The 21,698-nt window shown below is 53.7% G+C and carries 20 protein-coding genes and 1 pseudogene; 10 read left to right on the forward strand and 11 right to left on the reverse strand.

Features of this window, described 5'->3' with window-relative positions; all coding sequences use genetic code 11:
• Positions 1–84 precede the first annotated feature (84 nt).
• Together KI617_RS09940 and KI617_RS09945 are read right to left on the reverse strand one after the other, a co-directional pair.
• Positions 85–1,395 (reverse strand): homoserine dehydrogenase, encoded by a 1,311-nt coding sequence (locus KI617_RS09940; RefSeq protein ID WP_226445951.1) that lies wholly within the window; start codon positions 1,393–1,395, stop codon positions 85–87.
• 2 nt (positions 1,396–1,397) lie between these two features.
• Entirely contained in the window at positions 1,398–2,642 is a 1,245-nt protein-coding gene (locus KI617_RS09945; RefSeq protein ID WP_226445952.1) for a pyridoxal phosphate-dependent aminotransferase, read from the reverse strand.
• A gap of 105 nt (positions 2,643–2,747) precedes the next feature.
• Here KI617_RS09945 and KI617_RS09950 point away from each other — a divergent pair, with 105 nt between their 5' ends.
• Positions 2,748–3,119 (forward strand): Mth938-like domain-containing protein, encoded by a 372-nt coding sequence (locus KI617_RS09950; protein ID WP_226445953.1) that lies wholly within the window; start codon positions 2,748–2,750, stop codon positions 3,117–3,119.
• Here the strand turns inward: KI617_RS09950 and KI617_RS09955 are convergent, their stop codons facing one another.
• Both KI617_RS09955 and KI617_RS09960 read right to left on the reverse strand, forming a co-directional pair.
• Positions 3,120–4,559, reverse strand: a complete 1,440-nt coding sequence (locus tag KI617_RS09955) for a mannose-1-phosphate guanylyltransferase/mannose-6-phosphate isomerase (RefSeq protein WP_226445954.1) — start codon at positions 4,557–4,559, stop codon at positions 3,120–3,122.
• Positions 4,560–4,601: 42 nt separating this feature from the next.
• Positions 4,602–5,399, reverse strand: a complete 798-nt coding sequence (locus KI617_RS09960; protein WP_226445955.1) for an outer membrane lipoprotein-sorting protein — start codon at positions 5,397–5,399, stop codon at positions 4,602–4,604.
• 50 nt (positions 5,400–5,449) lie between these two features.
• Here KI617_RS09960 and KI617_RS09965 point away from each other — a divergent pair, with 50 nt between their 5' ends.
• Both KI617_RS09965 and KI617_RS09970 read left to right on the forward strand, forming a co-directional pair.
• Complete coding sequence (locus KI617_RS09965; protein ID WP_226445956.1) at positions 5,450–6,211, forward strand: ABC transporter ATP-binding protein; 762 nt, start codon at positions 5,450–5,452, stop codon at positions 6,209–6,211.
• Between the two features lie 57 nt (positions 6,212–6,268).
• Positions 6,269–7,594 (forward strand): DUF1302 family protein, encoded by a 1,326-nt coding sequence (locus KI617_RS09970; protein WP_226445957.1) that lies wholly within the window; start codon positions 6,269–6,271, stop codon positions 7,592–7,594.
• 257 nt (positions 7,595–7,851) lie between these two features.
• Here KI617_RS09970 and KI617_RS09975 read toward each other — a convergent pair whose 3' ends face one another.
• The 7 genes and pseudogenes from KI617_RS09975 to KI617_RS10005 all read right to left on the reverse strand — a co-directional run bounded on the left by KI617_RS09975 (position 7,852) and on the right by KI617_RS10005 (position 13,087).
• Positions 7,852–8,376, reverse strand: coding sequence for a hypothetical protein (locus tag KI617_RS09975; protein WP_226445958.1), 525 nt, complete (start codon positions 8,374–8,376; stop codon positions 7,852–7,854).
• On the reverse strand, positions 8,346–9,950 hold the full coding sequence (gene tnpC, locus KI617_RS09980; protein ID WP_404826696.1) for an IS66 family transposase: 1,605 nt from the start codon (positions 9,948–9,950) through the stop codon (positions 8,346–8,348). Before tnpC ends, KI617_RS09975 begins: the two co-directional genes overlap by 31 nt.
• A 60-nt stretch (positions 9,951–10,010) precedes the next feature.
• Positions 10,011–10,349: an IS66 family insertion sequence element accessory protein TnpB gene (tnpB, locus tag KI617_RS09985; protein ID WP_226445959.1), complete on the reverse strand. Its 339-nt coding sequence runs from the start codon at positions 10,347–10,349 to the stop codon at positions 10,011–10,013.
• Positions 10,346–10,741 (reverse strand): transposase, encoded by a 396-nt coding sequence (locus tag KI617_RS09990; RefSeq protein ID WP_226445960.1) that lies wholly within the window; start codon positions 10,739–10,741, stop codon positions 10,346–10,348. Before KI617_RS09990 ends, tnpB begins: the two co-directional genes overlap by 4 nt.
• 138 nt (positions 10,742–10,879) lie before the next feature.
• Positions 10,880–11,041 (reverse strand): annotated as a pseudogene (locus tag KI617_RS09995) (transposase domain-containing protein); the annotation flags it as partial.
• A gap of 80 nt (positions 11,042–11,121) precedes the next feature.
• The gene (locus KI617_RS10000; protein WP_226445961.1) at positions 11,122–12,111 is read right to left on the reverse strand and encodes a PEP-CTERM sorting domain-containing protein; all 990 of its coding nucleotides are present in this window, start codon (positions 12,109–12,111) and stop codon (positions 11,122–11,124) included.
• 224 nt (positions 12,112–12,335) lie between these two features.
• Positions 12,336–13,087 (reverse strand): IS5 family transposase gene (locus KI617_RS10005; RefSeq protein WP_226445962.1). Its coding sequence is split into 2 segments (ribosomal slippage): positions 12,336–12,760 and positions 12,760–13,087, totalling 753 coding nucleotides; the frame shifts between segments, so codons are not numbered across the junction.
• A 344-nt stretch (positions 13,088–13,431) separates the two neighbouring features.
• Here KI617_RS10005 and KI617_RS10010 point away from each other — a divergent pair.
• From KI617_RS10010 to KI617_RS10040, 7 genes are all read left to right on the forward strand, one after another.
• Entirely contained in the window at positions 13,432–14,592 is a 1,161-nt protein-coding gene (locus KI617_RS10010) for an ABC transporter permease (protein ID WP_226445963.1), read from the forward strand.
• A 3-nt stretch (positions 14,593–14,595) separates the two neighbouring features.
• Positions 14,596–15,813: an ABC transporter permease gene (locus tag KI617_RS10015; RefSeq protein WP_226445964.1), complete on the forward strand. Its 1,218-nt coding sequence runs from the start codon at positions 14,596–14,598 to the stop codon at positions 15,811–15,813.
• A 59-nt stretch (positions 15,814–15,872) separates the two neighbouring features.
• On the forward strand, positions 15,873–16,745 hold the full coding sequence (locus KI617_RS10020; RefSeq protein ID WP_226445965.1) for a ThiF family adenylyltransferase: 873 nt from the start codon (positions 15,873–15,875) through the stop codon (positions 16,743–16,745).
• 169 nt (positions 16,746–16,914) lie between these two features.
• Complete coding sequence (locus KI617_RS10025; RefSeq protein WP_226445966.1) at positions 16,915–17,538, forward strand: XrtA/PEP-CTERM system exopolysaccharide export protein; 624 nt, start codon at positions 16,915–16,917, stop codon at positions 17,536–17,538.
• A 68-nt stretch (positions 17,539–17,606) separates the two neighbouring features.
• On the forward strand, positions 17,607–19,166 hold the full coding sequence (locus KI617_RS10030) for an XrtA system polysaccharide chain length determinant (RefSeq protein ID WP_226445967.1): 1,560 nt from the start codon (positions 17,607–17,609) through the stop codon (positions 19,164–19,166).
• Positions 19,167–19,175: 9 nt separating this feature from the next.
• Positions 19,176–20,141, forward strand: a complete 966-nt coding sequence (locus tag KI617_RS10035; RefSeq protein WP_226445968.1) for an XrtA-associated tyrosine autokinase — start codon at positions 19,176–19,178, stop codon at positions 20,139–20,141.
• Complete coding sequence (locus KI617_RS10040) at positions 20,107–21,696, forward strand: TIGR03016 family PEP-CTERM system-associated outer membrane protein (protein WP_226445970.1); 1,590 nt, start codon at positions 20,107–20,109, stop codon at positions 21,694–21,696. The genes KI617_RS10035 and KI617_RS10040 overlap by 35 nt, the downstream gene beginning before the upstream one ends.
• Positions 21,697–21,698 lie beyond the last annotated feature (2 nt).

Consider the following 21,698-nt stretch of genomic DNA (forward strand, 5'->3'; position numbering starts at 1 on the left):
GCCCCAAGAAGCAGAGCAGCAAAGCTTGCGCCAATAAAAACGGGAGCACGCAGCTCCCGTTTTTATGCATCAGGCAAACCAGGATTACTGCAGCTCTTCCAAGCGAATGCGCTTGACCTTGCCCTTCTGGGCAGACAGGCCTTCGATCTTGGCGATGGCCGCGTCGGCGGCACTTTCCTTGCAGACATGGGTCAGGATGATGATATCGGTCTCGCCTTCGCCCTCTTCCGGCTCACGCTGCAGCATGGCATCGATAGAGATGGCCTGGTCAGCGAGGATGCGAGTGATGTCGGCCAAGACGCCCGGCTTGTCTTCAACACGCAGACGCAGGTAGTAACCGGTCTCGACTTCGCTCATCGGCAGGATCGGCAGGCTGGACATGGCATCCGGCTGGAAAGCCAGGTGCGGCACGCGATGGGCTGCATCGGCGGTAGCCAGGCGGGTGACATCGACCAGGTCGGCGATCACGGCCGAGGCAGTCGGCTCGGCACCGGCGCCCTTGCCGTAGTACAAGGTGGTGCCAACGGCATCGCCCTTGACCATGACAGCGTTCATCGCGCCTTCAACGTTGGCCAGCAGGCGCTTGGCCGGAATCAGGGTCGGATGGACGCGCAATTCGATACCGTTCTCGCGGCGCTTGGCGATGCCCAACAGTTTGATGCGATAACCGAGTTGCTCGGCATACTTGATATCGGAAGCTTCGAGCTTGGTGATGCCTTCGATGTAAGCCTTGTCGAACTGGACCGGAATACCGTAGGCAATAGAGGCAATCAGCGTTGCCTTGTGCGCGGCGTCGACGCCTTCGATGTCGAAGGTTGGATCAGCTTCGGCGTAACCCAGACGCTGGGCTTCCTTGAGTACGTCGTCAAACGACAGGCCCTTGTCGCGCATTTCGGACAGGATGAAGTTGGTTGTGCCGTTGATGATGCCGGCCGCCCATTCGATCCGGTTGGCGGTCAGGCCTTCACGCAGTGCCTTGATAATGGGGATGCCACCGGCCACAGCGGCCTCGAAAGCCACCATGACGCCCTTTTGCTGGGCAGCGGTAAAAATTTCGGTGCCATGCACAGCGAGCAGTGCCTTGTTGGCGGTCACCACATGCTTGCCGTTGGCGATGGACTGCATGACCACGTCCTTGGCCACACCGTAGCCACCGATCAGTTCGACGATGATATCGATCTCGGGATCATTGACCAGTGAGAAGGCATCGTCGGTGACACGGGCAGCGCCGCCAGTGATCTGCTTGGCGAGTTCAACATTCTTGTCGGCCACGGCCGTAATGCGAATCGGACGACCGGCACGACGGGTAATTTCTTCCTCGTTGCGCTTGAGAACGGTCCAGGTGCCACCGCCGACGGTGCCGATGCCGATAAGGCCAACATTGATGGGTTTCATGTTCAGTCTTTAATGAGTTGGTTGGTGTTGTGACGCTTGCGATAATTTTCGAGGAAACGGGCAATACGAGCGATCGCCTCCCGCAGATCATCCTCGTGCGGCAGGAAAACAAGGCGGAAGTGGTCCGGGTGCGGCCAGTTGAAGCCTGTACCCTGAACGAGCAGCACTTTTTCTTCCTGCAGCAGCTCGGAAATGAATTGCTGGTCGTTCTTGATCGGATAAACCTTGGGATCCAGCTTCGGGAACATGTACAGCGCCGCCTTCGGTTTGACGCATGAAACCCCGGGAATGGCGGTGATCAGCTCATGCGCGATGTCGCGCTGACGACGCAAGCGGCCGCCTTCCTTGATCAGGTCATCAATGCTCTGGTAACCGCCCAAAGCCGTCTGGATGCCGTGCTGCCCCGGCGCATTGGCGCACAAGCGCATCGAGGCCAGCATGTCGAGGCCTTCGATGTAGTCCTTGGCATGACGCTTGTCGCCTGAAACCACCATCCAGCCGGCGCGATAGCCGCAGGAACGGTAATTCTTCGAGAGACCGTTAAAGGTGATCATCAGCACGTCCTCGGCCAGCGAGGCAATCGACGTGTGCTTCACATCGTCATACAACACCTTGTCGTACACCTCGTCGGCGTAGATGGTCAGATGATGTTGGCGGGCGATGTCGATGATCTCGCAGAGCAGATCATCCGGATACAGTGCGCCGGTCGGATTGTTCGGATTGATCAGCACGATCGCCTTGGTGTGGGCGTTGATTTTGCTGCGGATATCGTCCAGATCGGGCAACCAGCCCTTGTTCTCGTCGCACAGATAATGCTTCGGCGTCCCACCAGATAGGCTGATCGCCGCCGTCCACAACGGGTAATCCGGGGCCGGCACCAACACCTCGTCACCGGCATCGAGCAAGGCATTCATCGCCATGACGATCAGCTCGGAGACACCATTGCCAACGTAGATATCCTCCAGCGTCACGCCCTTGATACCCTTTTGCTGGGTGTAGTGCATGATCGCCTTGCGTGCCGCGAAAATACCCTTTGAATCCGTATAGCCCGCGGCATTCGGCAGATTGCGGATCATGTCCTGCTGGATTTCCTCGGGCGAATCAAAACCGAACGCGGCCAGGTTGCCGATGTTCAGCTTGATAATCTTATGACCCTCTTCCTCCATCTGCTTGGCCTTCTGCAGAACAGGGCCGCGAATGTCGTAGCAGACGTTGGCGAGTTTGGCGGATTTCTTGACGTGTTTCATGCGAATCTTCCGGCGTGGCGTTTGGCCCACAAGGGCCAAAGGTATAATCCTACTTTATCGAATGGTGCACCGCAATTTCGGCGGGCTTTTTGGAACAAACGCGCAGTGAAACTTCACATTCCCAATACCGCTGGTCTCAACCTTTTTACCGCTTACGGCGAGGACTACATTGCGGTTAATCAGGAAAAATACAGTACCAATCTGATCCTGCTGCCAGAGTCGATCATTCCGGAATGGACTGCAGCGAAAGTTGACTCACTGACCGAAGCAGACATGCAACGCCTGCTTGAGCTGGGCACCGAAATCATCCTGCTCGGCACTGGCAACCGACTGCGCTTCCCTCCAGGCGCCCTGCTCCGTCCCTTCGCCGCTGCCGGGATTGGGCTGGATGTCATGGACCTGCAAGCCGCCTGTCGCACCTACAACATTCTTGCCGCCGAGGGCCGCAAAGTAGCTGCAGCCCTCCTTTTCGACTGATCAGTTGCGCCCGTAGGTATCCTCGAAGCGGACGATGTCGTCCTCGCCGAGATAGCTGCCTGACTGAACCTCGATCATTTCGAGCGGCACAATCCCCGGATTTTCCAGACGGTGCTTGGTACCCAGCGGAATGTAGGTTGATTGGTTTTCGGAGACGAGAAACTCCTCGTCGCCCTTGGTCACTTTTGCCGTACCGGTAACGACAATCCAGTGCTCGGCGCGATGATGGTGCATCTGCAGTGACAATGATGCCCCGGGCTTCACACAGATCCGCTTCACCTGGAAACGCTGGCCAGAATCAACGCCGTCATACCAACCCCACGGCCGGTGAATTTTGCGATGCCACTGCGCCACCGAGCGCTTGTCTGCCTTGAGGCGATCAACGATCTTTTTGACATCCTGCGTTGCATCATGGTGCGCCACCAGCACGGCATCGTTGGTTTCAACCACCACCAGATCACTGAGGCCAATACAGGTTACCAGCCGACTTTCGGAAAACGCCAAGGTATTCTGGCAAGACTCGAGCATCACATCGCCCCGCACAGCATTCCCAGCCTCGCACTTGGGCAACACCTTCCACAGCGCATCCCAGGCCCCCACATCTGACCAACCAGCCGACAGCGGAATGACCGCACTTTTCGGCAAGTTTTCCTGCGCACCAGAGAGGCGCTCCATAACCGCATAGTCAATCGAATCGGACGGGCAACGCTCAAACTCGGCACGATCAACTCGCACAAAATCACCGTCCTGACTAACGCCACTCAAAGCCTTGGTACATGCAGCGAGAATGTCAGGCCGGCAAATCTCCAGCGCAGACAACCAAGTCGAGGCCCGCAGTACAAAAATGCCGCTATTCCAAAGGTAGTCGCCTGAATCAAGATAGGCTTGAGCGGTCTCACGATCTGGCTTTTCGACAAACCGGCGAAGGGAGAATGCCTCATCCTCGCTGGCAATACCGGTTCCACGCTGAATGTAGCCGTAGCCTGTTTCCGGACAATCCGGCGTAATACCAAAAGTAACAGCAAACCCTTGTTCCGCAAGTTTCACCGCATTGGCCACAGCCCCGCGGAAAACGTCCCCCTCCAGAATCACATGATCAGCTGGCATGACCACCAGCACAGGATCATCACCGTTCCGCCGAGCCAGTAAGGCAGCCAGCGTCAGCGCCGGTGCGGTATTGCGACCAAATGGCTCAAGCAATATCTGGCCACGCTTGCCCAGAACACGAAGCTGTTCGGCCACCACAAATCGATGCTCTTCGTTGCAGACCAGTAACGGTTCAGACAGCCCATCAAGCCCATCAAGACGCGCCACCGTCTCTTGCAACATGGAGTTACTGCCGACCAGCGGCAGTAACTGCTTGGGATATTTCTCGCGGGACAAGGGCCACAAACGGGTTCCAGAACCACCGGAAAGCACTACGGGTATCACTTGAGTCATTTAAAAACCTTCAACCAAATCAGAAAATAACCGGACAGCATACTAATCCAGCTTCTTCAGATATTCCTTGGTAAATATCTTGTCCGGCAAATCACGTAATTTCATCTCGCTATATTCGAGCACTGATTTTTCGCCATTGCGCAGTGCATCTTCCATCACCAACCGAGTGGGACGAACACGTCCCGCCAGAGTCTGGAAATTCTCATAGGCACATTTTTTCAACAGCCGGTTGGATAGCGAATAAAACTCCGCTTTCAATGGCCAACCAGACTTCTCGTTAACCCAATAAACGACACGCTGATAAGTCACACTGCGATCAACAGCAATCAACTCCAGCACGTGATAGCTCTCACTACCAATTTTTTCGGTGCTGATGATTTTCGGATTGTAATCACCTGAAAAATTGGCTCGAGCCAAGTCGCCGTTAGCCACCTGTCCGGTCAGGCGCTGCGCCAGGGAAATTCGCACGGGCTGCGAAACCTCCGGCATAAAAACCCACAGGTCACGCCCCTTCATCAACATGATCTGACCGCGCTCTGAAGCCGGCTCTGTCACCATCACCACCGCGTTCTCATTTCCTTTGGAGAGAACGCGATATTTGTGGAGGTCAACCTCCTTGTCCGGACGCACGCTGTTTATGACCACGTCAACCTGAAATGCCTCGGCCGGAAATCGAACTTTGTCTGCCTTTTCAACTATACTGCGCGCTAAAGCATCACTCGCCGACGTTGCTCCTGCCTCCTCTGCCTGCAAAGGAAACGATAGGACTGCCATGAAGATAGCCCCCACCAAAACCAATGCCGGATGTGTCGAAAAATGCCTTTCGATTTTCGATTGCATGAGTAGCTCCATCCAGTTCAGAACCTTCAATTAGTTGCCCATCGAATGCCATGAGCGTCGTTCGTATAGAACATGTCTACAAGGACTATCAGCTTGGCGAGCAAACCGTCCAAGCCCTGCATGATATTACATGGTCAATTGATGCCGGGGTATTCCTGGCGATCTCAGGGCCATCGGGGAGCGGAAAAACCACGTTGCTCAACCTGATTGGCTGCATTGACAAACCGACCAGCGGCAAAATCTTCATCAACGAAGAAGATGTATCGGAAAAATCAGCCAACGAACTGGCCGATATCCGCGCACGTTCCATCGGATTCATTTTCCAGACATTCAATCTACTCCCAGTCCTTTCAGCTGCCGAGAATGTCGAGTATCCGCTACTCCGCCGCCCGGATATCTCTGCCGAAGAACGCAAAAAACGCGTCGACTATTTTCTCGATATTGTCGGCCTTAGCAAATTTGCCGACCATCGCCCAAACCAGTTGAGTGGCGGTCAAAGGCAGCGCGTCGCCATCGCTCGAGCCCTGGCAATCAAACCAAGCATCATTCTTGCCGATGAGCCGACTGCCAATCTGGACAAGGCGACCGGTCGCGAGATTCTGCGCCTGATGAAGCAGATCAATCGCCACCTCAAAACCACCTTCATTTTCTCGACACATGACCAGAAGGTCATCGACCATGCCGACCGACTGGTTCAGGTCGAGGATGGCTACATCACCGCCTTTGGCATACGCACCCAGGGTGAAAAAACCTGGAATATCGCCCGTGTTCGCGCCATGCCGGACGCCGAAGAAGAAGCTGACTCCGACTAACGTCCTCCGCCTGAACTTATTGTGATTACCCAAAAACACAAACTACTGAAACTCTCCTTGGCCATTTCGGCCTGCTTTTCGCTGACTTGCACTGCCGCTGATGATGACCTCCTTGGTCGAGACTCTCTCTTTGGCGACGACATCAAACCTGTAGCCACCAGCCCATTAGGGACAGGCGGTGGCATCAAAGGCTTTGTCCAGTTCGAGGGCGCCAGAACCACGTCATCTCCAGATCATTGGTCAAAACTTCGAACGCGCGCCGATCTCAATAGCAACGGAAAATTGGGAGAAGGCCTGAAATGGAAGCTGGGCGTTAGACTCGACTACGATTTCGTCTACGGCATCAACGACTTCTACAACAGTGCCGTCGAGCAAAACCAGCGCCTCGATGTCGCACTACGCGAAAACTACCTGGACTACAGCGTCGGCAATTGGGACTTCCGTTTTGGACGGCAGCATGTCGTCTGGGGCGAGATGGTCGGCCTTTTCTTCGCTGACGTTGTGTCCGCACGCGACCAAAGGGAATTCATCCTGCCGGAATTCGACCAGATGCGCACACCGCAGTGGGCTGCGCGCGCCGAATACTTCGTCGATGACATGCACGCCGAATTGCTCTGGATACCTGTTGCCTCCTACGACAATATCGGCAAACCTGGAGCGGAGTACTTCCCCTACCAGCCACTCCCGCCCGGTGCCAATGTTCAATATCTTGCTGAACAGCGCCCCGACCGTAACACCAACAACATGAACTACGGCGTCCGCCTCTCAACACTCAAGAACGGCTGGGATGTCTCCGGTTTCTATTACCGTAGTTCAGACACCAACCCCACCTTCTATCGAGAGATCGTACTCGGCCCAACACCGACCTTCATCTACCAGGCCCGCCATGATCGTATTCACCAGTTTGGCGGAACGCTCGCCAAGGACTTTGGCGATATCGTCCTAAAGGCTGAAGGCGTATACACTCGCGACCGTCAATTCGCAGTACTGAACATGACTGACCCGGATGGTCTGGTGAAACAGAACACCCTCGACTGGGCCGTCGGACTGGATTTTACGCTTCCAGCAGAAAGTCGCCTCAACGTACAGTTCTTCCAGCGCCAACACTTTGACCATAACCCGGAAATCATTTCGGATCGCCTGGAAAACGGCTACAGCCTCTTCGCCAGCACAAAGCTCACGAATAACTGGGAAGCCCAAGCGCTGTTCATTTCCAGCCTCAACCGATCCGACTGGCTATTCCGCCCGCGCGTAACCTGGAACCTCCAGCGCAACTGGCGTCTGCTGGTCGGTGCGGACGTATTCAACGGCCCTCCTTTAGGGCTATTCGGACGCTTCGACCAACATGATCGCGTGTACTCAGAAGTTCGTTACAGCTTTTAATTTTTTCTTTGGCCAGATTCGCTCAGCACCACTTGAAGCCATCACGCAGAAAAACAATAAATCATTTTTCTAATATTTTAGAACCCGCCACATCAAAGAGGATGGCCCGCCAAAGCGAGCCATCCTCGGACTGCTGACGAACCCCCGATTTTTCGAGGGTTTTGTTTTTTTGGAAATCAGTCTGAATTCCGGATTCAAGACGAAATGAGGCGGATTGTGAAGTTTGGTAAGCGTACAGCCGCCCCGTATTGATCCGATCAGCGTTTGATGAGCTCGACGTTGATCGTCTGCGCTTTCGAGGAATTAAGTACGCGATGTAGCAGGGCGTAAGCGACTCGCCACTTCTGCCCATCTGCGTTGAGGGTGACGGTTTTGTCATTGAGGCGGACGACCTGGCCACTACGTTGCCGATGCTCATGGTCAAGGAAACCGACGGTATCGCCGATGGCCACTTCATGGCGGCTCAGCCCTTGCTGAGGATTGTCACGGATGCGGACATCAACGCCACCCAGATTGATGGCGGTGTAGGCAATCAGCCAGTGCTCCCCGGTGTCGGTTTCACGAACCAGCACTTCCTTGGTTCGGAACTCGCGTACTTGTGCCGGGCGAAGCTTATTTGCTCGGGCATCGAAATACTCGATTTCCTGGCCAATGCGCAGTTGCGAACGAATGGCGATGATCCATTTGGGATCGGCCAGCACGCGATCAATCGCGGCACGTAGGCGATAGAGTTCGAAGCCGGAGGCCTGGTTCATGGCATCGAGCAGTGTGGCAAATTCCATGGCCAATGGACCTCCGTCGGCTTGAGCGGCAAGAGTTCATCGATCCGGCTGTAAGGCCAGACAGGGAGCTTTTCCAGAACATCCTTGAGCCAGGCATAGGGTTCAAGGCCATTCAACTTGGCGGTCGCCAGCAGGCTTTGAATGGCCGCAGCCCGACATCCTGCCCGTTCCGAGCCGGTAAAGAGCCAATTGCGGCGCCCGAGCGTAATCGGCCGAATCGCGTTCTCGACCGGATTGTTGTCGATCGGGTTATCACCTCGCGACACATAGCGCAGGATGGCCGGCCAGCGCTTGAGCGTATAGTCGACTGCTCGCGCCAATCCGCTGCCATTCGCCGTTCTGAGCCGCTCGACTTTCAGCCACTCATGGAGTGACTGGAGGCGCGGCAGCGCCTCGCGTTGGCGTAACACCAAACGATCTGCCGCTTCTACCCCTGCCACCTCAGCTTCCAGCGCATACAACTCGCCGATGCGACGCAGCGCTTCTTCCGCTACCGGATGGCCGCCCGGCAGCGCATGCAAGTCGAAGAACTTGCGACGGCAGTGTGCCAGGCAGGCGAGTTCGGTCACGCCTTGCTGAAACAGGGCTTTGTATCCCCCGTAATCATCGACCATCAGGTCGCCACGCCATTCCGCCAGGAAATCGCGCGCATGCTGACCGCTACGACTGGTCTGGTAATCGAAGACGACGATGGGCGGCCTGCGCTCCAGGTCGTTGCTGCGGTAGGCCCACATGTAGGCCCGTTTTGTCTTGCCCTTGCCGGGATCGAGCTGCTGAACCGGCGTTTCGTCGGCATGCAGGACCTTGCCCTGCTTTAGTAATTCGCTCAGTCGATCAACCAGCGGCTGCAGGGCAACGCCCAATTGCCCAACCCATTGCGCTAGGGTCGAACGGGCAATCCCGACACCGTGTCGTTCGCTGATCTTCTCAATCCGGTACAACGGCAGATGATCCAGATATTTCTGGATCAGTACCCAGGCATGCAGCCCCGGCGCCGCCAGGCCACCGTCGATCAGCGCCGGCGCAACGGGAGCTGCGGTGATCGTTTCACAGGTGCGGCATGCATACTGCGGCCGAATGTGGCGATGCACGAAGAAACGTGCCGGTTCGACATCCAGTTGCTCGCTGACATCCTCACCAATCTTGATCAGGCCGGCACCGCATTGCCCACAGGTGCAGGATGCGGGTTCATGACGGTGCTCGATGCGCGGCAATTCTGGCGGAATCGCCTTACGCCCGGTCGGCTTCGGACGCGACTTCTCGATGGCGCCTTGAAGCTGTGCGAGTTCGGCCGAAATGGCGGCCTGATCTTCGTTGCAGGATTCGAGAAACAAATCCTGCTGCGCAACCGACAGGGATTCGCTCTTGGCGCCAAACTTGACTCGTCTGTAGTACGCCAGTTCCAGCGTCAGTTTCTGAATCTTCAGATCGCGCTGCTTAATTTCTCCGGCTTGTTCCTGACGTTGCTTCTCACTGGCGGCCAACTCGGTTTGCAGGGCTGCAAACTGTGCTTCAGCCCACTCTGGCAGCACCCGTGCCGCCGCAAATTGAAGGGTTTCGGCACCAGAGTTCATGCCCCGGATTATACCATCGACAACGCCGAAAACCCTTGCCAACACAGGGTTTATGCCCGATCAGACGCGCCATTCCGCAGGCGCCTTGGCGTGCAGTCGGCGCCAATCAATTCCCTTGGTCAGCCACTGCCACTCGGTGGCGCTCAACGTGCACGTCGTACTGCCCGGTTTGGGCCAGGAGAACCGCCCCTGATGCAATCGCCGGACACACAGCCAGACGCCGGTGCCATCCCAAACCACCAACTTGACCCGGTTGCCCTGGAGATTGCAGAACGCGTATGCCGTACCGTCGCAGGGTGAACAACCCAGTAATTGCTGAATCCGCAGTGACAGTCCGTCAATGCCCATTCTCATATCAACCGGCTCGACCGCCAGCCAAACCTGTTCCGGCATAATCATCGCAACAGGTCTCGTAGCCAGTCAGCGCAGGATGTCGATTGCGATACCGGCCAGGTAATCGAGATCAACATCTGGCTGCGATGGATTTCGATCTTGATCTCACCTGAGGGAGCTGTCTCCGGCATCGCGACCGTGATCGGCACCAAGCCAGGCGTGGTCGGTTCGGCGATTTCCAATGGATGTTGATCCGGCAATATGCCAGTGCCAGCCGCCTCTTCTTGGCGCTCGGTAACCCAGCGCCGGAGCAGGTTGGCATTCAGGCCGTTGGCCAAGGCGACCGACGCCATGGATATCCCGGGCTGCAGACAGGCCTCAATCGCCTGCTGCTTGAACTCTTCCGTATAACGCCGCCTGCTCCGGCGCATCGGTGCTTTGATTAGCTTCGTGTGCATGTGTCCACCTAATTTACGTGGACACGAGCATCCTATCCCCCAGGGGCTTCAGCAATGTGGTGCCGTTGAACGCTTACGAAGTTTGCCTGTAAGCGCCCGGTAAACACACCTTGAATTTCAGACTGAGGTTTCCGTCAGCTAGCGATGCGGTAGTAATGCGCTGATCCGACTGTTGGGCTGAGTCGGCAAGCGAGACAGGGCGTCTTTCAGGCAAAGGAAGGGATCGTGGCCATTGTGTTTGGCCGACTGAATCAGGCTCGAGATGGCGGCCGCCCATTTGCCGGCGCGCAGGCTGCCGGCGTGAAATGGCCCGCCAAAGCGGGCCATCCTCAATCTGAACCTTAAACTGTGGTCCGTCGATACTGCTACTACAAAACTAATTAAGCTTGCTTACGACGACGACCAACAAATCCAAGTCCTGTGACTGCCAGACCCAGCAGGGCCAAAGAACCAGGTTCGGGAACACTGAACGTCGCGCTACCATCGAGAGAAGTTTGGCGAATCAGCGGATTTTTGCAATCTGCAGCAAGCGCGTCGCTGAATCCGCAGACCAACTGCGCAGGATCGGGTACTGCAGGGTCGACGTTGGTATCAAGACGGAATTGAACCACCGGTGCAGTAGTATTCGTCTTCCAGAGATCGTAGAAGCTCTTTCCACTCGGAACATCATTGAAGAAATTCTGAATGACAGTATCGCCCGCCGTGTCATCCACTGCGCCCACACCATCGAAGTCAAAGCTCACGCTACCATTAAGCACAAGTTCGGCAATTGTTAATGACGAATTTGTAATATTGATACGCAACACTTGCTTTGAAGTGGTACCGTTAGTGTAAAAGATATCGAAATAGCCACTGGTGTAATCCACGCCCGAACCAGTAGTTGTTCCCTTGATCTCATATTGGTATGTCAATCCCCAAGTCGTGCCATTGGCAGTTGGAATACCGTAAGGCGTGAACACACCATCGGCAAAGCCTTCACCATCCCCTGAACCACCTTGAGCGTTCAGGGCATCAATATTGATGCCTGCGGGAATGGGAGGTGCGAAGAACTCGCCGTTGGGGGTAAGATTGCCATTATCGACAGACGTACCTAGGATGTTCGTGTGTGCACCGGCTGAAAATCCGTACGAAGTCATGACAGATAGAATATTCGTATCGACCACCGCCGTGCCAGCCACCGCTGGATTACCCAGGTAGATGGAAGTGGCATAGGTTCCAGTAAAGCCAAGTTCGTTGAGGCTGGCGGTAACGGTATTCCCATCAGGCGTAAAGCCACCATCGAATCCAGGATTCAGAGTAAACGGAGCAGCGTAGGCCGTTGAAGAAACCAGCCCAGCCAAGGCGGTTGCCAGTAGAGTTTTACGGATCATTTTCTTCTCCTGATCAGTTATAGAAAGAGGCTGGGCCTCGGTGGTAAGACATAAGCACCTTCCATGCCACAGTCACAACAGGAACACAAATATTCAATATTAATCATCGGGTTAGAAAAAAAACACATGTTCAGAAGATGCATCGTAAGGCGCCACTTAATCTGGCCTGTAAAATTTCTCGACACCGGGATCCTAGGGGCTGTTAACAATTGGGTTTTTGGCGATCATGCCAGCCAGATATAGGCGGAAGCGAGGTTGAGCATGGACATGAAGTTCTGCGCTAGCTTCTCGTAGCGTGTGGCGATGCGCCTGAACTGCTTGAGTCGGCAGAAAAAGCGTTCGACGAGGTTGCGGTCTTTGTAAAGGTGACGATCATAGGCACGCTGAGTCAGGCGATTACCGCGTGGCGGAATCACCGCCTGTGCGCCCTGCGCTTCAATGGTGTCGACGAATGCGTTGGCATCGTAGCCCTTGTCGGCGATGACGCTCTGCGCCTCAATCCCCTCGATGAGAGCGGCTGCTTCGGTAATGTCGGCGATTTGCCCAGCGGTCAGGCGCAAACGCAAGGGATTACCCAGGGCCTCAACCGCCGCATGAATTTTGGTACTCAGTCCGCCCCGGCTACGCCCGATGGCTTGATCGCCCGCTTTTTTTGGGCGCCAGTCGCGTGTTGGTGGGCTCGCACGATGGTCGCGTCGACAAACAACTGCTCCAGATCGGCGTCGCTCTTGAGTGCTTCGGCCATCCGCGCCCAAACCCCTTTCTTGCTCCAGCGGGAAAAGCGCATGTACGTCGTGTGCCAAGCTCCGAAGTGCGTGGGCAGGTCGCGCCACGGCGAGCCCGTGCGGGCGATCCATAGCACCGCTTCGACAAAGAGTCGGTTGTCGCGCCCAGTTACCCCGCGCTCGTTGGCTCTGCCTGAGCACAGGGCTTCGATTCGCCGCCATTGGTCGTCTCGCAACATCTTCCGGTCCATCCTCGCAGACTCCAAAAAGCGAGAATGTACATAGTTTCGTCATTTGTGAACAGCCCCTAGGCACTTTTGCATACCTCCTCGATTCGAGTGACTGACAGCCCACCAAGCTGACTACGACCCCACAAATGGAAAATGCCGCTCAACTGACCAAACAGCATTATGCTTAAGAGCGCTCTTTTCTATTTTCAGAATTACAATTACTCTGCGCTTGGGAATGTAACCCCGCATCCTGCAGGCACGCCAATCGCAATCACCAAAGAGAATTTGGCTTGACCCATTGCTCCGGTATGATTTCTGTAGCCTTGGCTTTTTTTTCCATTGCCAGGCAACCCCGAAGATCGCTGATGGCCATACTTGCCGTCGCATTCGGCATTTCAGCTTTACTCTTGGCCAGTGGTTTCATCGAGTGGAATCTGCGCTATGGCCGAGAATCAACGATTCATTCAGAACTTGGTCACATTCGAATTTTCAAACCAGGTTACTTGTACGCCGGTTCGGCGGACCCATTCGGCTACCTGCTGGATACCGATACTGCCCAAGAGAAGAGCGTATCTAGTTTCCCTCACATCGAACTGATCACTCCTCGCTTATCTTTCAATGGATTAGCTAGTTTTGGCGAGTCAACCCTATCCTTCATTGGCGAAGGGGTAGACCCGATCAACGAGGAACGCCTGAGCAAATCTTTGACGATCACATCGGGCAAATCACTTTCACCAGAATACCCAAAGGGAATTATTGTCGGTCAAGGGTTGGCTGAGAATTTGGGCGTAAAACCAGGTGACTCGATTGTATTGATGGTCAATAGTGCAACCGGCGGTGTCAATGCCATCGAGGTCACAGTCCTCGGACTTTTTGCGACAATCACTAAAGCCTACGATGACGCAGCCCTCCGCGTCCCGATTTCACTTGCTAGGCAACTGATGAGGGTCAAGGGATCACACTCCTATGCCATTCTGCTCGACAAAACAGAAAACACTTCAAGCAGTCTGGATGGTCTAAAAACCAGCTTTGGCGAAAAGGGACTTGAGTTCGTCCCGTGGTATGAGATGGCGGACTTCTACAATAAGACCGCCGAGCTTTTCTCGCGGCAAGTGAATGTTGTTCGCTTGATCATCGCTGTCATCATCGTACTCAGCATATCGAATACGCTAATGATGAACGTTATGGAACGAACGGGTGAGATAGGGACGATCATGGCGATCGGGGTCAAGCGCAAAGAGGTGCTGATTCAATTTCTAGCCGAGGGGTTGATTCTGGGTATGGCCGGCGGAGCGCTAGGACTTATATTAGCCTATACCCTCGGAGTACTCATATCAGCAATCGGGGTACCGATGCCTGCACCACCAGGAATGTCATTTGGCTATACCGCCGAAATCCTTATCAACTGGCGGATGGCTTTTGAAGCCTATTTTCTGGCCATCATGACAACACTGGTGGCTAGCGTAATTCCGGCCATCAAGGCTTCACGGATGGAGATCGTCAATGCATTGCGACACAATCGCTGAACCATGATGCTCAAACTTGCATTTCGCAACATCTTCCGACAGCACGTTCGTACCGCAATCACACTGGCAGCCATTATCTTTGGCGTTGTCGGCCTGATTCTGGGCGGCGGCTTCGTTCGCGATATTTTTTTCCAGCTCGGTGAAGCCTTGATCCATTCGCAATCCGGCCATCTGCAAGTCGTCAAACCTGGGTATTTCACTTACGGATCAAGGTCTCCAGAGAAATTCTTGATTACTGATGCCCAGCCATTGAAACGTGAACTAGCAAAGATTCCTGAAATACAAGAGGTACTCGAACGAGTCAGCTTTACGGGGCTGCTGAATAATGGAAAAACGGATTGGCCAATCGTGGCTGATGGTGTTGAACCGGATGGCGAAGCACGGCTAGGCAGTTTCATGCAGATCGTCGAAGGCCGCCAGCTTACTCAGAAAGACAATTTTGGCGTGACGATTGGGCAAGGCGTTGCCAAGGCGCTTAATCTCAAGCCTGGCGACCGAGTTTCTCTGCTTGTCAACACGCCAGAAGGTGCCTTGAACACGATGGAGTTGGAGATCGTCGGTATCTTTCAGAGTTTCTCGAAAGATTACGATGCTCGCTTCATTCGCCTCCCCTTACCTGCAGCTCATGAGTTGTTAGGCTCGCAGGGCATCAACAGCTTGGTTATCTCATTAAAACAGACCGCTGACACAGAGACCGTGTCAGCAAAACTGAAGGCCATGCTCAAACCAGAGCAATACGAAAGCCGGACATGGGTTCAGCTCAATGATTTCTACGAAAAGACAGTCGCACTCTACGAGCAGCAATTTGGTTTCCTGCAACTGATCATTTTGATCATGGTTCTATTGAGCGTGGCCAATAGTGTCAGCATGAGCATCTTCGAGCGCACAGGTGAGTTTGGAACAATAATGGCCACAGGCAGCCGCCCGATAGATGTCATTAAAATGTTGATTACTGAAAGTGCGTTGCTTGGATTGATTGGCTCAAGCCTGGGAGTATCTATTGGCATTGCCGCTGCGCTGCTGATATCAAGTATCGGGATACCCATGCCCCCCCCCCCCAACGCCAACCTCGGTTATCTGGCGACAATTCAACTCTCTGTGATCGATATTTTTATCTCGTTCATGATTGGTTTTGCGGCGACCACGCTTGCCTGCCTTTGGCCGGGAATACGGGTGACCAGGTTGCCAGTCATCGACGCGTTGCGCCAGAATCAGATCTGAGTACCGACGGGTCTCTGTTGTGCATCCAGAGATAAAACGCCAATACACCGGGAGCAATAATGCGCACATTTGACTACAACACCGCATTTTCTCGAAATATCGGCTGGGTTACCGAAGCCGAGCAGGAACGGCTAAGAAATTGCCGTGTCGCCATTGGCGGTCTAGGCGGAGTTGGAGGGGTACACTTGCTAACTCTCGCCCGCCTGGGAATTGGAAAATTCAACGTAGCTGATTTTGATAAATTTGATCTCGTCAATTTCAACCGCCAGGTCGGAGCAACAATGAGTTCGCTTGACCGCCCAAAGATCGAAGTCCTTGAAGAAATGGCACGGGATATCAATCCGGAACTGGATATCCATCTCTTTCCTGAGGGCCTCTCCAGCGAGAATCTCGATAAATTTCTGGAGGGAGTGGATGTATATGTCGACGGCCTGGATTTTTTTGTATTCGACATAAGACGAAAGACCTTCGCCGCCTGCCGAGCCAAGGGAATTCCAGTCGTAACAGCAGCCCCATTAGGCTTAGGGACAGCGGTTCTTGTCTTTAGCCCGAGCGGCATGTCTTGTGAAGACTATTTCGGTTTCGAAGGCTGCGACGAGCTTGAAATGGCAATCCGCTTCCTCGTCGGCCTCTCGCCCGCAGTATTACAGCGTGGTTACGTTGCAGACATGAGTCGCATCAGCCTGCCCGAACGGCGCGGACCATCGTCCATTGCATCATGCCAGTTATGTGCCGGTGTTGCTGCCGTGGAAACGCTAAAGCTTCTGCTGGGTCGGGGTGAAATTCAGTACGCCCCTAGGGGTAGCCAGTTCGATGCCTACCGCATGAAATATGTTCGCACCTGGCGCCCGGGCGGACACCGAAATCCATTACAACGGTTGATGCGCTTTCTTTTGAGACAACAGCTAAGAAAAGCAAGCAATTCCGCTTGAAAAATTGGTCGGCACGAATACCCCCCGAGAACGTCCTTTTCCGTGAAATAGTTCCACATCGCTTTCCTTGAAAGCACAGTATCCTCGGGGTGTTTTCCGTTATCATAATGCTCTAACCATTTACCGGCCGCTGCCTCCTGTGGCCAGATCGAGGGAAAAGAGGATGACCATGTTTCGTTCGACCATCAGATCTATCAAATATTGGCTGCCAGTGAGTTTGGCGGGCCTCTTGTTGGCCACCGGCTGTGCCGGCAACCGCCCTGCTGCTCCGGCAGCAGCAGCTTCTGCAGAATATAGCTACAAGATAGGCCCGGGAGACAACCTGAACATTGTCGTCTGGCGCAACCCGGAACTGTCAATGACCGTTCCTGTTCGACCAGACGGCAAGATTTCCTCTCCGCTAATCGATGATCTGAACGCCATGGGCAAGGACTCAACCGCCTTGGCACGCGATATTGAAAAAGAACTGGGGAAATACATTCGTGACCCGGTCGTAACAGTCATCGTAACGGGCTTTGTCGGCCCATACAGTGAGCAAATTCGAGTCATTGGTGCAGCTACAAAACCACAAATTCTTGCCTATAAGCAAAAAATGACTCTACTTGACGTCATGATTGCAGTAGGTGGAATTACTGATTTTGCCGATGGCAATAGTGCCACGATCCTGCGCACCTCTGAGAACAACGTGCAATACAGTGTCCGCATCAAGGATCTAGTAAAACGTGGCGATGTTTCAGCTAATGTTGAGATGAAACCCGGTGATGTATTGATCATCCCACAGAGCTGGTTCTGATCTTAAGTTGTCACCCAATATCAACCGCTCGGCCATTTGGCCGAGCGGTTGTCTGTCTGGATTCCTAAATGGAAGAAATTCTTCGTCAGGCTCTGTCAATTCTCCGAGCAACATGGAAATACCGTCGCCTTGGCATGCTCGTCGCTTGGGTGGTCGGAGCTATTGCTGCCGGCATCGTAGTCAGGATGCCAGATCGCTATGAAGCATCAGCCCGCATATTTGTGGATACACAATCCATTCTTAAGCCGTTGATGTCAGGACTGACTGTTCAGCCGAACGTAGAACAGCAGGTAATGATGCTCAGTCGAACGCTGATTAGCCGACCCAATGTCGAAAAATTGATTCGAATGGCTGATCTCGATCTGAAAATTCAGGGAAAGCGAGAACAGGAAGCTCTGATTGACGAGTTAATGCGGACTCTGGCAATTCAAAGCCTGGGCCGCGACAACCTCTACACCATCGCCTACCGTGATACCGACCCAGCCAAAGCGCAACGGGTAGTTCAGGCCCTGGTATCGATTTTTGTCGAGTCCAGCCTCGGTGACAAGCGCCAGGACAGTGACTCGGCCCTCAAGTTTATTGATGAACAAATTCGAAACTACGAGAAAAAGCTTGAAGATGCGGAAAATCGCCTGAAGGATTTCAAACTTCGTAACGTTGAGTTGAATACCGGAGAAGGCAGAAGCGGCATTGATAAACTATCCGAACTCACCAATGTATTGAATAGCTCCAAGCTTGCACTTCGCGAAGCGGAAAATTCACGTGACGCACTACGTCGGCAAATCATCGGTGAAGAGCCAGTGCTGCTACCTGAATCATCAAGCAGCGACTCAGGCATTTCATTGCCCGAAATTGATGGCCGACTGGATGTACAAAAGCGCAATCTTGATAATTTACTGCAACGCTATACCGACCAGCATCCCGATGTCATCGGCGCACGTCGTCTAATCAAGGATATTGAAGAACAGAAGCGGCAGGAATTATTGGCACGCAAGAAATTCGCAGCAGCCAATCCGGGAGCATCGGTCAGCAACAATCCGGTGTACCAACAACTAAAGGTTTCGCTAGCTGAATCTGAAGCGAATGTTGCCTCTCTGCGCGCCCGTGTCAGCGAGTATGAAACACGTTACAAACGTACAACAGACATGCTCAAGTCGCAGCCGCAACTTGAAGCGGAATATACCCAACTCAATCGTGACTACGATATCCACAAGAAAAACTATGAACAGTTGGTTACTCGTCGAGAGGCTGCCGAACTGTCCGGCGACCTTGAATCAGCGGGTTCCGGTGCTGACTTCCGGCTGATAGACCCACCGCGGGCCTCATCAAAGCCTGTTGCTCCGAACCGGCTTTTGCTTCTTCCAGGCGGTCTTGTTCTGGCTTTAGCTGCAGGTTTGTTCGTAGCCTTCGCTGCCAGTCAGGTACGCCCGGTATTCTTCGATGGCAAGACCCTCCGAGAGGCAACTGGTCTGCCGTTACTTGGGACGGTTTCCCTGCTACCAAACCCTGCTCGAAAACAAAAGGAACGAGCCAGTCTGAAGAGATTTCTTATCGCCACGATTGGTCTTGTTTTCGCGTATGGCTTAGGCATCGCTGCGCTCTTTCTACTCACCCAACGTGCAGCCTGAGGAATTCTGATGAGTCTGATAGAACAAGCAGCCAAACGCCTGGAGCAACTACGCCAAGCTGGGGTTGAACTGCCCAATAGCGAGCCGGAAGGTCAACAACCCCCGCGCACCGTCCACAAACCTGAGCCAGCCTCGCCGGCAACTGCACAGGCACCAAGTTTGGCTCCAGCGACCCAGGCTGATTCCAGCACCCACAGTCCAGAGCACCCCTCGTCTGCTTCAGCCAAACGTATCGAGTTGAATCTGGAAGCCATCTCTGCATCTGGTTTGCTGGTCCCGAACGCAGCACGTAGTGAATTGGCGGATGAGTATCGTGTAATCAAACGGCCACTGATCGCAAATGCGATGGGACGTAACAGCACTACGATCGACTACGGCAATTTGATCATGGTGACAAGCGCGCTACCTGGCGAAGGAAAAAGCTTCTCCGCCATTAACCTCGCGATCAGTATTGCCATGGAACTCGACAATACAGTGATGCTGGTCGATGCCGATGTTGCCCGTCCATCAATACTCAACATGCTTGGGCTTGCCCCTGCCCCTGGCCTGCTGGATGTCGTCGACCGCGGCTCGGTGGATATCTCCGGGGTGCTATTACGTACCAACATTGACAAACTATCGATTCTGCCGAGTGGGACACAACATCCAAGAGCCACTGAGTTGCTTGCCAGCGACGCAATGATCAAGCTCCTTGATGACATGTCCAGGCGCTACAGCGACCGGATCATCATATTTGACTCCCCTCCCCTATTGCTTACGACTGAGGCACGGGCATTGGCAACTCACATGGGGCAGATTGTCATTGTGGTCAATGCAGAGAACACGACTCAAGCAGCAGTGAAGGAAGCCGTTGCTACTATCGAAGCTTGTCCAGTCAAGATGATGCTACTCAATCAGGCACGGCAAGCAGGATCGGGCACATACGGGTATGGATATGGCTATGGGTACGGAAACAGGTACGGAAATGAGACATAAGCTCTTCAGAATCTGTCGCCTCTCTAGCTTGATGCTGCTTGCAATGGGCAATGCACTGGCACAACAAACTGCCATTGCTCCAAACCAGACATCAGAGCAGGACAAGTTACAAACAACACAGAATCCAGCCTGGATCATCAAGCCCCGCATTTCGCTGACTGAAACCTGGACTGATAACGCCAACCTCAATCAAGGTACTAATTCGAAGCAAAGTGACTTGATCACCGAAGTCGCGCCAGGCATTCAAGTCCAAGCCAGAACTGCCCGCTTGAAAGGTTACCTTGACTATTCTCTGCGCGGCCAACAATACGCACAAAACACCAATTCAGCACGCACTCAAAACTCGTTGAATGCATTTGGAACGCTGGAAGCCATCGACAACTGGCTATTCCTTGACTTCAGTGGGGTAATTGCCCAGCAATCAGTCTCAGCATTTGGAACACAATCGACATCCAACACTGCAGTCAATAGCAATAGCACCGAAACCTCTACCTATCGACTATCTCCCTATGTTCGCGGCCAGTTTGGTGGTTTCACCGAATATCTGCTGCGCTATAACGCATCAACCACGCGATCCGATGCCAGTGCCGCCTCCGGGATCGATATTTCCCAACTGAGTGGCCAGTTAAAAGGCAGTACGCCGTTTCAACGCTTGAAATGGACGATAGACGGCAATCAACAAACGACTGACTACAGCACCGGACGTACCACTGAAGCTGAAATTTACCGGGGCATGTTGACCTACTCGTTATTCCCGCAGTTTCGGGTATCCGCCAGCGGGGGCTGGGAGTCAAATAATTACGCATCTGCTGTACAAGAATCGCGCAGTACCCATGGATATGGTTTTGACTGGAATCCTACGGAGCGAACACAGTTTTCCGTCTTCAAGGAACGACGTTTCTTTGGTGACGGCCACAATATTTCGTTTAGCCACCGATTCCCGATGAGCAGTATCCAGTACACCAATAACCGTGACGTATCGGCACTGCCAGATCAGTTTGGATATGTTGGCAGAGGAAGGTTATACGACTTCTATTCCCAATTTGTCAGCACCATTGCCGATCCAACACAACGCGCCAACATGCTAAACGCATTGATTGCTGCCAATCCTTTTAACATCCCTGGAGCTAGCAGTTTTGTGTCCTCTCAAGCCAGCGTTCAGCGTCGACAGCAGCTTTCTTACGTAATTTATGGGGCCCGAAACTCATTAACCCTCATGGCCAACCGCAGTGAAAGCCAGTCATTACTCGCTACAAGCGTTGGCAATGATGATTTCTCCAAGAGCACCATAATTCGCCAAAGCGGACTCAGCGTGAATTTTGCCCACCGACTGAGCGAGATTTCCAATCTGAATTTGTTGTTATCGCGGCAAGAAAGCACTGGCGGTACTGGCAGTTCATTGAAGGCGACAACCACAATGTATCAAGTGAATGTCTCGACAAAACTCGGTGCAAAAACCACAGGTTCCCTGAGCGTTCGTCGCTCGGAATTCGACAATTCGACAACCCCCTACACCGAGAATGCACTTATCGGTGTAGTTACTTACGTTTATTAAGC

The organism is Ferribacterium limneticum (assembly GCF_020510625.1).
Classification (GTDB): Bacteria; Pseudomonadota; Gammaproteobacteria; order Burkholderiales; family Rhodocyclaceae; genus Azonexus; species Azonexus limneticus_A.

Excerpts from the sequence above, each read along its gene's own strand:
- KI617_RS10025 (WP_226445966.1), top strand. The coding sequence starts at position 16,915 with ATGTTTCGTTCGACCATCAGATCTATCAAATATTGGCTGCCAGTGAGT.
- tnpB (WP_226445959.1), bottom strand. The coding sequence starts at position 10,349 with ATGATTATGCCGGAACAGGTTTGGCTGGCGGTCGAGCCGGTTGATATG.
- KI617_RS10020 (WP_226445965.1), top strand. The coding sequence starts at position 15,873 with ATGCGCACATTTGACTACAACACCGCATTTTCTCGAAATATCGGCTGG.
- KI617_RS09940 (WP_226445951.1), bottom strand. The coding sequence starts at position 1,395 with ATGAAACCCATCAATGTTGGCCTTATCGGCATCGGCACCGTCGGCGGT.
- KI617_RS10000 (WP_226445961.1), bottom strand. The coding sequence starts at position 12,111 with ATGATCCGTAAAACTCTACTGGCAACCGCCTTGGCTGGGCTGGTTTCT.
- KI617_RS10030 (WP_226445967.1), top strand. The coding sequence starts at position 17,607 with ATGGAAGAAATTCTTCGTCAGGCTCTGTCAATTCTCCGAGCAACATGG.
- KI617_RS09975 (WP_226445958.1), bottom strand. The coding sequence starts at position 8,376 with ATGGAATTTGCCACACTGCTCGATGCCATGAACCAGGCCTCCGGCTTC.
- KI617_RS09955 (WP_226445954.1), bottom strand. The coding sequence starts at position 4,559 with ATGACTCAAGTGATACCCGTAGTGCTTTCCGGTGGTTCTGGAACCCGT.
- tnpC (WP_404826696.1), bottom strand. The coding sequence starts at position 9,950 with ATGAACTCTGGTGCCGAAACCCTTCAATTTGCGGCGGCACGGGTGCTG.
- KI617_RS09965 (WP_226445956.1), top strand. The coding sequence starts at position 5,450 with ATGAGCGTCGTTCGTATAGAACATGTCTACAAGGACTATCAGCTTGGC.
- KI617_RS10035 (WP_226445968.1), top strand. The coding sequence starts at position 19,176 with ATGAGTCTGATAGAACAAGCAGCCAAACGCCTGGAGCAACTACGCCAA.
- KI617_RS09945 (WP_226445952.1), bottom strand. The coding sequence starts at position 2,642 with ATGAAACACGTCAAGAAATCCGCCAAACTCGCCAACGTCTGCTACGAC.
- KI617_RS10015 (WP_226445964.1), top strand. The coding sequence starts at position 14,596 with ATGATGCTCAAACTTGCATTTCGCAACATCTTCCGACAGCACGTTCGT.
- KI617_RS09960 (WP_226445955.1), bottom strand. The coding sequence starts at position 5,399 with ATGCAATCGAAAATCGAAAGGCATTTTTCGACACATCCGGCATTGGTT.
- KI617_RS10010 (WP_226445963.1), top strand. The coding sequence starts at position 13,432 with ATGGCCATACTTGCCGTCGCATTCGGCATTTCAGCTTTACTCTTGGCC.
- KI617_RS10040 (WP_226445970.1), top strand. The coding sequence starts at position 20,107 with ATGGGTACGGAAACAGGTACGGAAATGAGACATAAGCTCTTCAGAATC.
- KI617_RS09990 (WP_226445960.1), bottom strand. The coding sequence starts at position 10,741 with ATGCACACGAAGCTAATCAAAGCACCGATGCGCCGGAGCAGGCGGCGT.